The organism is Thermophagus sp. OGC60D27, from assembly GCF_052400625.1.
GTDB lineage: Bacteria > Bacteroidota > Bacteroidia > Bacteroidales > Marinilabiliaceae > Thermophagus.
The window spans coordinates 282547-295145 of the sequence record NZ_JBQTGH010000001.1 but is presented as its reverse complement, the minus strand read 5'-3'; the positions used below and the strand labels follow the sequence as shown (position 1 = coordinate 295145).

At 40.1% G+C, this 12599-nt stretch carries 11 protein-coding genes; 9 read left to right on the top strand and 2 right to left on the bottom strand.

The window, feature by feature from the left end; all coding sequences use genetic code 11:
• The first annotated feature begins 158 nt into the window (after positions 1 to 158).
• From ACT29H_RS01115 to ACT29H_RS01100, 4 genes are all read left to right on the top strand, one after another.
• Complete coding sequence (locus ACT29H_RS01115; protein WP_444819748.1) at positions 159 to 1244, top strand: LptF/LptG family permease; 1086 nt, start codon at positions 159 to 161, stop codon at positions 1242 to 1244.
• Between the two features lie 449 nt (positions 1245 to 1693).
• The gene (locus ACT29H_RS01110; protein WP_444819747.1) at positions 1694 to 3238 is read left to right on the top strand and encodes an acyl-CoA carboxylase subunit beta; all 1545 of its coding nucleotides are present in this window, start codon (positions 1694 to 1696) and stop codon (positions 3236 to 3238) included.
• Between the two features lie 95 nt (positions 3239 to 3333).
• Entirely contained in the window at positions 3334 to 3654 is a 321-nt protein-coding gene (locus ACT29H_RS01105) for a biotin/lipoyl-containing protein (protein WP_444819746.1), read from the top strand.
• A 201-nt stretch (positions 3655 to 3855) separates the two neighbouring features.
• The gene (locus tag ACT29H_RS01100; protein WP_010526503.1) at positions 3856 to 4023 is read left to right on the top strand and encodes a DUF362 domain-containing protein; all 168 of its coding nucleotides are present in this window, start codon (positions 3856 to 3858) and stop codon (positions 4021 to 4023) included.
• Between the two features lie 94 nt (positions 4024 to 4117).
• Here the strand turns inward: ACT29H_RS01100 and ACT29H_RS01095 are convergent, their stop codons facing one another.
• Both ACT29H_RS01095 and gldB read right to left on the bottom strand, forming a co-directional pair.
• Complete coding sequence (locus ACT29H_RS01095) at positions 4118 to 5470, bottom strand: 5-formyltetrahydrofolate cyclo-ligase (protein WP_444819745.1); 1353 nt, start codon at positions 5468 to 5470, stop codon at positions 4118 to 4120.
• Positions 5471 to 5483: 13 nt separating this feature from the next.
• Positions 5484 to 6500, bottom strand: coding sequence for a gliding motility lipoprotein GldB (gldB, locus tag ACT29H_RS01090; RefSeq protein ID WP_444819744.1), 1017 nt, complete (start codon positions 6498 to 6500; stop codon positions 5484 to 5486).
• A 503-nt stretch (positions 6501 to 7003) separates the two neighbouring features.
• Between gldB and ACT29H_RS01085 the strand changes: the two genes are divergently transcribed.
• From ACT29H_RS01085 to ACT29H_RS01065, 5 genes are all read left to right on the top strand, one after another.
• Positions 7004 to 7636, top strand: coding sequence for a porin family protein (locus ACT29H_RS01085; RefSeq protein ID WP_444819743.1), 633 nt, complete (start codon positions 7004 to 7006; stop codon positions 7634 to 7636).
• Positions 7637 to 7714: 78 nt separating this feature from the next.
• Positions 7715 to 9370 (top strand): NAD+ synthase, encoded by a 1656-nt coding sequence (locus ACT29H_RS01080; protein ID WP_444819742.1) that lies wholly within the window; start codon positions 7715 to 7717, stop codon positions 9368 to 9370.
• A 38-nt stretch (positions 9371 to 9408) separates the two neighbouring features.
• Entirely contained in the window at positions 9409 to 9801 is a 393-nt protein-coding gene (locus tag ACT29H_RS01075; RefSeq protein WP_444819741.1) for a hypothetical protein, read from the top strand.
• 913 nt (positions 9802 to 10714) lie between these two features.
• The gene (locus tag ACT29H_RS01070) at positions 10715 to 11299 is read left to right on the top strand and encodes an RNA polymerase sigma-70 factor (RefSeq protein WP_444819740.1); all 585 of its coding nucleotides are present in this window, start codon (positions 10715 to 10717) and stop codon (positions 11297 to 11299) included.
• A gap of 253 nt (positions 11300 to 11552) precedes the next feature.
• Complete coding sequence (locus tag ACT29H_RS01065; RefSeq protein ID WP_444819739.1) at positions 11553 to 12542, top strand: FecR family protein; 990 nt, start codon at positions 11553 to 11555, stop codon at positions 12540 to 12542.
• Positions 12543 to 12599: the final 57 nt, after the last annotated feature.

Below are 12599 nucleotides of genomic sequence, written 5' to 3'. Positions count from 1 at the left end.
CGATTCGAAAAAACATGACTGATCATGAGTGGCGATTTTCATGAAGTAGTTAAGGGAAAATCTGCCGGTTGTTGCGAATGGAAATAGGCGAAAAACCATTTTATTCTGTGTTGTAGCAGAATGAGTTATATCAGAGAATCTAACGACCTGTATTAAATATGATATTGAAAAAGCTGGATCTTTACATACTGAAAAAGTTTTTGGGAACTTTTTTCTTTGCCATTATATTGATACTAAGTATTTCCATTGTGTTTGATCTTGCGGAAAAGATTGATGATTTTTTGGAAACCAATGCTCCCTTGAAGGCAATAATATTGGACTATTACAAAAACTTCATACCTTATTTTGCCAATCTTTTTACACCGTTGTTTGTCTTTATATCGGTCATTTTTTTTACTTCCAAAATGGCCTATCAGACCGAAATAATAGCGATTTTATCCAGCGGGGTCAGTTTTAAAAGACTGATGTATCCTTATTTTTTGGGGGCTGCGATTCTTACTGCCTTCTCCTTTGTTATGGGGGGATATATTATTCCTCCGGCCAATAAAGTTCGTATTGATTTTGAGAATACGTATATAAAAAAAATCCGGGAAACAGGAATGAGCAATATTCACATGCAAATAGAGCCGGGACTATTTATATATATGAGGCGGTTTTCTTCCTTTCGTGAGCGCGGAGATGATTTTAGTCTGGAAAAAATTGAAGGAAAAAAGTTGATGTTTAAGATTACTGCCAAGAGAGTGCAGTATGACAGTACTGAAAACAAATGGACCTTTGAGAACTATGTGAGGCGTGATTTTCCGGAAGTGGGTGGAATGATTCTAACAAAAGGAGAGAAGATGGACACGGTAGTCAACATGAAGCCCGCTGATTTTGTGGAGGAACGGAAATTTTTTGAAACCATGACCAATCCCGAGCTGGACAGCTACATTAAAGAACAACAGGAACGGGGCGTGGGCAATATTGAACCCTATTTGATTGAGAAACATCGACGCATCGCGTCACCCTTTTCTGCATTTATTCTGACCCTGATTGGAGTCTCATTGGCTTCGAGAAAGACCCGTGGGGGAATGGGGCTTCACATCGGTGTGGGGATCGCTCTTAGCTTCTCTTATATTCTATTTATGACCATATCGACTACTTTTGCTATAAACGGGAACTTGTCGCCAATGGTAGCCACCTGGATCCCCAATTTTGTATTTGCTGCGGTTGGTATATTATTATACCATCGAGCCCCTAAATAGAGATGGGGCGTTGTTTGGTTGAAAGAGTTAAATTGTCGATTTTATGTTGCTGATTTGGCAATATTCTATATCTTAAAACCTTAGGGATCGCATAATTGCGTTTTTTTTCCTACCTTGGAAATATCTGTCTCGACATGGAAAGGCTGACAGACTTGATTTTTATCTCTTTTCTTTGAAAGGTTTATCAATAAAAAGATGGTTTGGTTCTGCTGGATTTGCGTATAAAAGGAAATAATAGAGATGAATAGAGTGTGTTTGGAGAAAAGACAGTGTTGGACCAGTTCGATTATTTTGGATTTGTAAATCAATTTATTACGGTTGTCGATTGTAAAATATTCAATTTTTCATGCCTCTCTTTAACCTAAAATTAGTAATTATGCACTCTGATTTCGTCAACAGCATTCTGTACTGAGTGTTGATTGACAGATGGTTAATCAAAAACTTTGAATATGTCATTAAAAAAGTACATTCTTGACCTTCGAAAAAGGAGAGAAAAAGTACAGCAGGGTGGTGGCGAAAAAGCCATCAAAAAGCAGGTTGCCATGGGTAAAATGACTGCTCGTGAGCGTATCATGGCCTTGCTGGACCAGGATTCTTTTACCGAGTACGACCTTTTTGTGGAGCATGAAGCCCGAGACTTCGGGATGGACAAAAAGGAACTGCATGGGGATGGGGTGATTATTGGTACGGGTACTATTTACGGTGCACCCGTCTGTGTGTTTGCTCAGGATTTCACGGTTGCCGGGGGATCACTGGGATTGATGCATGCCCGAAAAATCACCAAGATTATGGACCATGCACTGAAAATGAGGGTCCCTCTTATTGGTATTAATGATTCGGGAGGTGCCCGTATTCAGGAAGGAGTTAATTCCCTAGCCGGTTATGGAGAAATATTCTACCGCAACACCATTGCCTCGGGAGTTATTCCACAAATATCTGTGATTTTGGGTCCATGTGCCGGAGGAGCTGTTTATTCACCTGCACTTACCGACTTTGTATTTACTGTTGACAATATCAGTAAGATGTTTATTACCGGTCCGAACGTTATTAAAACTGTTCTGGGCGAAGAAATTTCAATGGAGGATCTTGGAGGTGCTCGTGTACATGCAGAAATCACTGGAAATGCTCATTTTTTTGCGCACAGTGAAGCCGAATGTTTCGATCAAATCAAAAAGTTGATGACCTTTATTCCTTGGAATAACAAGGAAAAGGCGAAATCATTTCCACCAAAGCCTCCTAAATTTAAAAAAGCTGTTGAGGATATTATTCCTGCCGATCCCAAAGAACCCTATGATGTGCGAGATGTTATCAAAGCCATCGTGGATGATTCCGACTTTTTTGAGATTCAGGAGTTGTTTGCCGCTAATATAGTGATTGGGTTTGGTCGTATGAATGGTGAAACAGTCGGCTTTGTTGCCAATCAGCCATTGGTGTTGGCAGGGGTTTTAGATTGTGATAGTTCGGATAAAGCAGCGCGGTTTATTCGTTTTTGTGATGCTTTTAATATTCCGATTATTACTCTGGAAGACATGCCGGGTTATCTTCCCGGAATCGATCAGGAACATGCGGGCGTTATCCGTCATGGAGCAAAGGTGCTGTATGCTTATTCTGAGGCTACAGTTCCGAAGATTACGGTGATTCTTAGGAAAGCCTATGGGGGTGGATATATTGCTATGAACTCCCGTCACCTTCATGCCGATTTTGCTTTTGCATGGCCTACTGCCGAAATTGCAGTGATGGGACCGGAAGGTGCTGCCAATATTATTTTCAAGAAAGAAATTGAGGAGGCAGAGAATCCTGATGCTATGCGACAGCTCAAGGTTCAAGAGTATAAAGATAAGTTTGCCAATCCTTATGTTGCTGCAGCCAAAGGGTATATCGACTCTGTGATAGAACCGGACGAAACCCGTCACATGTTGTTGCATGCCCTTGAAATTTCTGGAAGCAAAGTAGATCATCGTCCCGAAAAGAAACATGGAATACCACCGTTTTAATGACGGGGTAAAGGAGCCGGCTTGAGAAACAAAGCCGGCTTGTTACTTGTTTTTTTGTCGAAAATGGATCGTTTTTGAATCAAAATTTTATCACAATGAAGGACGATAATCGTGAATTGGTTGATTTTCAAATTTTAAGTTTGAGGTATAAAACCAAATTGACCAGAAAATATAAGGAAAGAAAAAAGTACCGTCCCAACAATCCTAAAGAGGTACGTTCGGTGATACCTGGTACCATTACTGATATTATGGTCAAAAAGGGACAGAAAGTAAAAAAGGGTGACGTATTGCTCCAGCTTGAGGCCATGAAAATGGTAAATAATATACAAATGCCATTTGATGGAAAAATTAAGAGTATTGATATTGAAAAAGGGCAGAAAGTACCGAAAGACTATTTAATGATTGAAATTGAATAGTTCTGTCGAGTTTATCATCTTATTTTTATGAGGAATGAATTTATTTTGTCCCTCTGTAAGATTTCCTAAAAGAAAAGACAATGGTTGTCGACGAGCGTTATTTATATCATTTACAAATTACCTTATTTAGACGCCATTCTTTTTTATTTCAGGGAAAAAGAAAATAATTTTGTTTCATCAAATCATTTAAAAAGAAAGAAAATGGCATACGTAATTAGTGATGACTGTATTGCTTGTGGTACATGTATAGATGAGTGCCCTGTTGAGGCTATCTCCGAAGGTGAAATCTACAAGATCGACCCCGAACTGTGTACCGATTGTGGTACCTGTGCTGATGTTTGTCCTACAGAGGCCATTCATCCTGCATAAGGTTAGAAAAGTATTTATTGCATTAACCACAAGACCTGTCATTTTTAAATGGCAGGTTTTTTTGTGTTATGAGACTTGGCTGAAATAGGGGATCCTAAACGGTGATTACCTGATCCAAAAACACATCATTACCATCGGTGGGGATATCTTTCACTATTTGAGCGGGAAAAGCTACGCCAACTTTAAATGCTCTATTTAATAATGGCAGGGTTCGGTCGTAGTATCCTTTGCCACGTCCCAGACGTGCTCCTCCGGAGGTAAAAGCAATTCCCGGGACTATGGCCAAGTCGATGAGCGAGGGATCGTTCACCAATCTGCCGGTAGGTTCAGATATATGGAATTTTTCATCCGGTTTTAAATCGGAGATTCCGGTAAACTCTCTTAGTTCTAATTGGTCACCATTTATTTTTGGTAGAATAAATTTCTTTTTTCCCATCCATCGTTTTATGAAGTCGTGGGTTTGTACTTCATCCGGCAGAGACCAGTAGATAAAGATGGTGTTGGCCTTTTGAAAATAAGAGTGCTTCTCAAGTTGCGTCATAATATTTTGGCTCATGGAGAGCCTTTCGTCAAAAGAAAGTTCTTGAATGGTTTGTTTGACTTCTATTCGGAGTCTTCTTTTTTCCATTTGAACCATTGGGTTAAAATCCTTTTCATGAAGAGAATAAATATCGGTTCTTCGGTCGGCAAAAGCCTGGTTGAAAGGGGTCATCTGCTTGTTAGAGGCTTCGGAAAGATCAATTCCATAGGATAGGATTTCTTCGTTGTGAGGCGAACCTTTAAGGAGATATTCGCCATTGGGGTTGACCAAAACCGATTGTCCGGTGAAAGAGAGGTCGTTATCTTTGCCCACCCTGTTGGCTGAGGCAACAAAGATTTGATTGGTAAGGGCATAGCCGGGGAGGGCTGTCTGGCAGTAGGGTAAGACCAGATTGGAGGGGTGACAAATAAGTGTTGCTCCTTTTAGCGCCAGAAGTCTCCAGCTTTCGGGAAACATCCAGTCGAAACAGATGAGGATACCTATTTTTCCTATAGGGGTATTGAAAACGGGCAGTCCGGTATTTCCGGGCTCGAAAAATTCTTTCTCGCGATTGAAAAGGTGAAGTTTTCTGTAATGTCCCGTTATTCCGTTGGGGCCTATCAGAACCGCACTATTAAAAATCTTATCTCCTTCCCGTTCATTTATGCCGGAGACAAAGAGGGTATTTAGAGCTTTGGCTTTTTTTATGAGGAATTTTGTGAAAAGACTGTCATTAAGGGGTTCTGAATATCTTAAGGCTTCCTCTTTGGAGGAAAAGTTATAGCCGGAAGAAGCCAATTCCGGTAAGACCCAAAGATCTATTCCGGATGTCTTTTCCAACAGGTGGTTAATTTTCCGGATGTTTAATGCAATATTACCCAAAACGGGTGCGAATTGCAATAAACCTATATTTACTTTTGTCTTCATTGGAAAAGAATCATTAGGGACGGTACTTAGCCTGCCTTAAAATGTTGTGGGGATCGGTTTGTTCCATCATGTCTCGAAAAGATTGGTCGGGGTTTTCTTCCATCCATGATTCTAAAATTTTATAGCCTAGATATCTTCCCGTCTGACCTGGGGAGTCCTGCCCAAAAACCGATGTAAATGGTGCGGGGCCCACATATTTCCGAATCAGCATCTGATCGGTAGAAAAGAGATGTTTGTGTTCGACAATAGAGGCCCACATTGATGATTCATTTTTATCGCACCATTTCATTTGTTTTTGGGAAAATCCAAAAAGCAGCGTATCGGGGATATTGGGAATGGTGTGTTTGACAAATTGTAAGATTTTGCCATGGTATACCATCTGGCTGATCAGATCATTGATGGAGTCGTTATAAGAATATTCGGTCATTGCTATGGCTCTCATGACGTCTGGCACGACCCTTTCCGTGTCCATTTGGTTGCGAAGATATTTGGGTGTACCTAACCACTCATAAAAAATGCAGTTGCGCCCCAGATATTTTTCTACGCTTACCGATATCCAACCCGAATCAACCACCATGGATTCATTGAAACCTGAAATATGCAAATAAATATCGGGGATTTCTCTTTCGGGATAATAGTAACGATAGTACTTAAAAGCCAGGAGAAGGTGATTGTATAATGACTCTTTTCTTTTTTTAGAGAAAATAGTTTGACAAGAATCCACAACTTCAAGATTGGGCTTGTAGGTTAAGAATTTCAAAAAGTTATCTCTGAACTGAAGGCTCTCAGTCGCCCCTATCCCAATAATTCCCTCACAGTAGGCGTCGAAGTAGCGTCCGTACTCTTCTTGTAGTTGATTGAGGTGCATTTCAATCTCTTCTGGAGGAATAGAAAACAATTTTTCATAGAAAGGCTTTAACTCAAAATCAACCTTAATATCCGAAACGTCCGGGGTGTTATTGGAGATATGACAGCCACCGGCAAGGATTGTTAAAAGAGCAATGGTCAGAAATACAAAATTTATTCTCATTCTTTTCAAGTTTGCTTTATTTATTATCCTGGTAATGATGTTAAATCACAGATTTAAATCTCTTTGGTGTCCTTTTTGTTGTGACTTTTGGGCCCTTGTTCCAGCCACCACAAGCACATACTCACAATGGCAAATCTGAGACAAATGTTCTTTAATTGAACCACGGTGTGATGATTCCTTTGCGAAAAATTACTTTGTTGTCGAGATCGTTTTGTGATCATATTTTTTCATGAAAACAGTGGAATTGGGTTATATTTACAATTCAATTTTTGGGTAACCATTTCCGGGATGAACCAAGCCTCCGATGTTAAGAGAGTTGATTCACTCCGATTTGATCACTCCGGATAATAAAACGGTCATCTATGCCGTTCATTGAATCAGCAGAACCTTGGTGTTGTTATGCTGACCGAAATGAAATGCTAAGATATTAATTTTAGACTGAAATAGTTTAGGAATAAAGGGCGGAAGCCTGACATTTTGGAATTACAAGAAATATTAACCTTATGAAGAAACTGATTTTTTCAATTGGACTATTATTGCTGAGCATATTGGAAGTGGTGGGACAGGAAGCCCGGACTATACGACTTTCGTTTGTGGCAGAACCCCAGATATCATGGCTGAAACCCGATAAAGAAGGTGTGGAATCGCGCAGTGGGATGGCCGGCTATAACTTTGGGGTAGTTCTGGACCGTTTTTTTGCAGATAATTATGCCCTTTCAACGGGATTGACTATTAATCGCACGGGCGGAAAGCTCACCTATATAGGGGAGGATGTTGATGGTAACAGCGTCTCGATAGAAAAGGATTATAAGTTGAGATATCTGGAGATTCCGGTGGGATTGAAGTTGCGTTCCAATGAATTTCGGCGAAGCTGTTTTTATGGTCGGTTTGGTCTGACGCCCCAGATCAATATTGAAGCGCGTGATGAAGATGACAATTCTATTGGAGATGAGGTGCGGCTGTTTGATTTGGGATATCACTTGGGGGCAGGGATTGAATATTCTATAGGTGGTTCCAATGCCCTGATGTTTGGCATTGTTTTCCATAACGGATTTACCGATATTACGGATGAGTCAGGATACGTGGATAAAACAGTCCTGAATCGTCTGGTTTTCGAGTTTGGGTTTATATTTTGATTGGTGAGGTTGAAAGTTCAAATTACCAAAATCATAAATTTTATCTCTGACCATCTAATCATCTAATATCAATAAACTATGAAGCTGGCGCTTGTACAGTTAAACTATCACATTGGAAATTTTAGTGAGAACAGTAAAAAAATCATTGAGCAAATAGAGAAGGCCAAGGAGAGAGGTGTTGATGTGGTTGTCTTTTCTGAATTGGCCATTTGTGGATATCCACCGTTGGATTTGTTGACGCGTCAGGAGTTTGTGGAGGCATCTATTCAAGCCATAGAAGGAATCGCCGGTTGCTGTCAAGGTATTGCAGCGGTGATCGGGGGGCCTAGTTTGAACCCCCACAGTCGAGGGAAGCAACTGTACAATTCGGCTTGGTTTTTAGCTGATGGAAGAGTGAAGGAAATCATTCATAAAACGCTGCTTCCCAACTATGATGTGTTTGATGAATACCGTTATTTTCAGCCCAATGAAGCCTTTAAGGTAGTCAATTATAAAGGTCATCGAATTGCCATTACCATTTGTGAGGATTTGTGGGACGATCAGCCAGTGGAGGCCGAATTTTCCAGAAACAAGCTATATACTTTATCTCCCATGCAAAAGTTGGCAACCCTGAAGCCGGATTTTATGATTAACATAGCTGCGTCGCCCTTTTCTTATTATCAGGAAAATGTTCGGAAGCAGGTGGTCTGCAAAAAGGCGGCAGCCTATCATATGCCTGTTGTTTATGTGAATCAGGTGGGTGCCAATACCGAGTTGATATTTGACGGGGGATCCATGATGGTGAATAGTGAGGGAAATATCACACAAAAGTTGCCAAGGTTTGAAGAAGCCTACCGGGACCTTGAACTGGAAAAAGTGGATGAAGTGTCGTCGGGACAGCTCTCTGAGTCAGATCCCATCGCGTTGATTCACGAGGGGCTGGTCGTAGGCATTAGGGATTATTTCCGTAAGTCGGGGCTTCGGAAGGCGGTACTTGGCCTCTCAGGTGGAATTGATTCGGCTGTGACGGCAGCTCTTGCCGTAGAAGCCCTTGGAGCAGAGAATGTTCATGGTGTTTTGTTGCCGTCGCAATACAGCACCGGCCACAGCATCACAGATGCCGAACAGTTGGCTCGTAATCTTGGTATCCAAACGCATACCGTACCCATCAGGGATATTTACGAAAAAGTTGAGGAGGCCATGAAGCCGGTCTTTGGAGACAGGGCTCCCGATGTTACCGAAGAGAACATTCAGGCACGTATTCGAGGACTTCTATTGATGGCCTATTCCAATAAATTTGGGCATATTTTACTCAATACCTCCAACAAGAGCGAAGCTGCCGTGGGGTATGGAACTTTGTATGGCGATATGAATGGGGGATTGAGTGTGTTGGGCGATGTATACAAAACAGAGGTGTTTAAGCTGGCTCGATATCTGAATAAAGACGGAGAAATGGTTCCTGAAAATACCATTATCAAACCTCCTTCGGCAGAGCTGAGGCCCGATCAGAAAGATTCCGATTCGTTGCCCGACTATGATATTTTGGATAAGGTGTTGTTCCGTTACATTGAATTGAACCGTTCGCCCAGAAGTATTATAGAGGAGGGTTTCCCCGAGGAGGTGGTGAACAAGACCGTGCGAATGGTCAATTTCAACGAATACAAGCGATTCCAGGCTCCACCTATTTTACGAGTGTCGGGCAAGGCTTTTGGTGTAGGGCGCCGTATGCCGTTGGTAGCTAGATATGAGAAGTAGTAAGTTACCTGTGTCTTAATTTTTGACAAAATATTATTATGAAGCGAGCTTCTGTTCAACCTTTTTCCGTAACGATCACCATGGGGCTGGAATATGGCTATACCCGTAAATTGATCGACAAGCAAGAGGTTGTTTCTTGGCTGCAAGAATATCAAGCTCGTTTGTTTAAAGAGAAAGGAATTGGGCTAAGCATTCGTTTGTCGCCGAGTGAGATCGTGTTTGGCGGACAGGTTGAACCCCACTTAAGATTGGGATTGATCAATTATCCCAAATTTCCGATGAGTGAAGCGCTTTTTAAAACTACTTCTGATGCCTTGGTCAGGGAGTTGATGCAAGCCTTTAATCAAAATCGGATGGTGGTGGAATATTGGGACGAAACCGTAATGTTTGAAAATAGCCCGGAGATAGATCCCCGGATAATGAAGGAATGAGGTTTTGAAGAGTTTTTTCAGACCTCATACTTATCATTACTCCTCATTCCTCCGTTTTACCATTTCCACTTTCCACCATACTACCTTTATTTTTTCCAGACTAAAACCCAGAAGTCCCGGATTGGAAAACCTCAGCGTCTGAAAAAGAAAATTTGAAACTTATATTTGGAGCAATCCTCTAAATGATGCAATAACCTTTTATGGGGCAAAAAGAAGTTGTTGATTGGGGGTCGGTTTTGGCCAATATTACATTTCCCAAGTAAATAGTTTTGGGAAATGATATTTTTATGATGATAATCGTTATCCCTCCGGGGATGCAGGGCTGTAGTCTTAAATGACATCGAAGCTCAAGAACTTTGGGATAAAATTGAAATATGAAGATAAAAGTGATTAAATTTGCAACAAATTTTAACAAATAGTTTAAGATGCATTGGGGCATGGTTGTTGGATATAGTTACGGATGTTAAGAACTATAGAAGTCAGCGTTTGTGATTAATTTTAAATATTAACCTTACGAATTGTAACTACATATTTTATCTGCCATTATTTCTTCTGTTACTATTTGGAAATAAATGGGGTTTACCATGCAGCCCACCAAACAAATCAGGTATGATAAGTCTTTATATAAAGTGTTCCGTAGACAGTCTCTTGTTTGAAAAAATGGGAGGCGTAATTCTCTCTCTATTTAGCGGTTATTGTGTGCAATTGGGGAATCATCATGGTGTTGGTGGTTAGGAGCCGATACAGGAGAAAAAGAATGCAGGAAATAAACGCATACGTTAAGTAATAGTTATGGAAAAATTATATCATATTAGATTGTTACCTTTTCTTAATACCCAATTATATCGTTGACTTTTCAGGCGAATCACTAGTTTTGAATTTTTCGGTTTTACCGAAAAAAAATGATATCTAAATGCCAAGCATGCAAATTATTAACGGAGTATCTGAAAGGGATTTAATTGTTCGTCTAAAGGAGGGGGATCAAACTGCTTTTCAACTGTTATTTCATTTCTATTATCCGGGATTGGTTATATATGCATCTCAGTTTACTACTCGTACTGCGGATTCAGAAGAGATTGTACAGGATTTTTTTGTTCGCTTGTGGTCGAAGCATAATCAGATAACTCTATGCGATTCTTTTAAAAATTACTTTTTCTCCTCCATAAAAAACGCATGTCTGGATTTCTTAAAACATCAGAAAGTTGAAAAGAGGTATGTGAATGAGATGATGGAATTATCGAAGAACCATTTGGCTTATGATGTTGATTTATTTGTGGTCTCTGAACTTCAGGAAAAATTGAAACAAGGAATTGACCTGTTGCCGGAGAAATGTCGGCAAGTTTTTGTAATGAGCCGCATTGAAGGATTAAAGAATGAAGAAATTGCGGAAAAATTAAATATTTCCAAGCGAACCGTTGAGACTCAAATCAGTAAAGCCCTCAAAGTGCTTCGTGTGGAGTTGAAAGATTATCTGGGATTATTATTTTTTATTATCTAATGCCTTTTGGTCAAGTTGGTCGTTGGCATCGGATTGTATATTCCAGAGCTTTTTCTGCTTAATTAAGTGAAATTTTTTCATGAGTGACTACTGTGTGTGTAAGAATAGTGACCAAACAGGCGTTTACTTGCTGATCCTATCTATCAGGTATTCTCTTATTTAAATAAATTTTTAAATATTTTTTCAATTGACGTACGTGTGTTAACGTTTCAGGTCGTATTTTAATACAGATTAAGGTAACTGGATTTAAGAAATGTCAAAAGATTCTCAAATAGAAAAGCAACTTCAAAGAATTCTTTCAATCCGAAAGGAGCAGGATGTTGATGCGCAAATATCCGAAGCGGAACAAATTATCCATTCGATAGAAAAGGTTAATAGTTATCGAGCATTTGAATTGGTTCGGAAACGCATAGAGAAAGCGAATTCTCGGATTCGGGTTCTGGACGTTCTGATGCGTGCTGCAGCGATCCTTTTTATCCCCTTGTTAATAACTTCAGTTATCCTTTTTTCGAAACAGAAAGTGCAACCTGGAGCAGAGCAATTTGCGGAACAAAAGATATCCAATCCATTGGGAGTCCGTTCAGAGATTTCTTTACCTGACGGAACTGTTGTGTGGTTGAACGCAGAGAGTACCATAAGTTATAAGGTTCCTTTTGTTGGGGGAAAACAGCGTGAGGTTAAGTTGATCGGAGAGGCTTTCTTTAAGGTGAAAAAAAATGATCAGTTGCCATTCCGGGTTGAGTCGGGAGATGTAAGCGTGACGGTACTAGGAACACAATTTAATTGTAAAGCATTTCCGGAAGACAGCACTATAGAAGTTGTATTAGCAGAGGGAAGCATAAAATTGAATCCAATGGCTTCTAATACAGCCATCAAGGGTGTTATTATGAAACCGGGTGAACGAGCTGTAGTCGATAAAATGAGTAAGGAAACGATAATATCTACTGAAAATATAGAAAAATATATTGGATGGCATAAAAATAAATTAATTCTGGATGAGTGTCCGATGCCGGAGATAGCACAACGACTAGAACGTTGGTTTGGTGTAGAAGTAGAAATTGTTGATCCAAAGGTTGAAGATGTTAAGATTTCTTCAACGTTTGAAAATGAATCGTTAAGTGAAATATTGGAAATGTTGGAAATAGCCTCTCCTATAAAAGTAGAACAAATTTCTGCGAAAATGGAAGGGACGACCGATACCCTCCGAAGAAGGAAAGTTCTTATTAGTCGAGCTGATAGATGATTAGTAATGAAAAGTAAAGAAGGAAGTGCTGCAACACTTCCTTCCAATTGCTCTAGG

Excerpts from the sequence above, each read along its gene's own strand:
- ACT29H_RS01115 (WP_444819748.1), top strand. The coding sequence starts at position 159 with ATGATATTGAAAAAGCTGGATCTTTACATACTGAAAAAGTTTTTGGGA.
- gldB (WP_444819744.1), bottom strand. The coding sequence starts at position 6,500 with ATGAGAATAAATTTTGTATTTCTGACCATTGCTCTTTTAACAATCCTT.
- ACT29H_RS01105 (WP_444819746.1), top strand. The coding sequence starts at position 3,334 with ATGAAGGACGATAATCGTGAATTGGTTGATTTTCAAATTTTAAGTTTG.
- ACT29H_RS01085 (WP_444819743.1), top strand. The coding sequence starts at position 7,004 with ATGAAGAAACTGATTTTTTCAATTGGACTATTATTGCTGAGCATATTG.
- ACT29H_RS01070 (WP_444819740.1), top strand. The coding sequence starts at position 10,715 with ATGCCAAGCATGCAAATTATTAACGGAGTATCTGAAAGGGATTTAATT.
- ACT29H_RS01065 (WP_444819739.1), top strand. The coding sequence starts at position 11,553 with ATGTCAAAAGATTCTCAAATAGAAAAGCAACTTCAAAGAATTCTTTCA.
- ACT29H_RS01095 (WP_444819745.1), bottom strand. The coding sequence starts at position 5,470 with ATGAAGACAAAAGTAAATATAGGTTTATTGCAATTCGCACCCGTTTTG.
- ACT29H_RS01100 (WP_010526503.1), top strand. The coding sequence starts at position 3,856 with ATGGCATACGTAATTAGTGATGACTGTATTGCTTGTGGTACATGTATA.
- ACT29H_RS01110 (WP_444819747.1), top strand. The coding sequence starts at position 1,694 with ATGTCATTAAAAAAGTACATTCTTGACCTTCGAAAAAGGAGAGAAAAA.
- ACT29H_RS01075 (WP_444819741.1), top strand. The coding sequence starts at position 9,409 with ATGAAGCGAGCTTCTGTTCAACCTTTTTCCGTAACGATCACCATGGGG.
- ACT29H_RS01080 (WP_444819742.1), top strand. The coding sequence starts at position 7,715 with ATGAAGCTGGCGCTTGTACAGTTAAACTATCACATTGGAAATTTTAGT.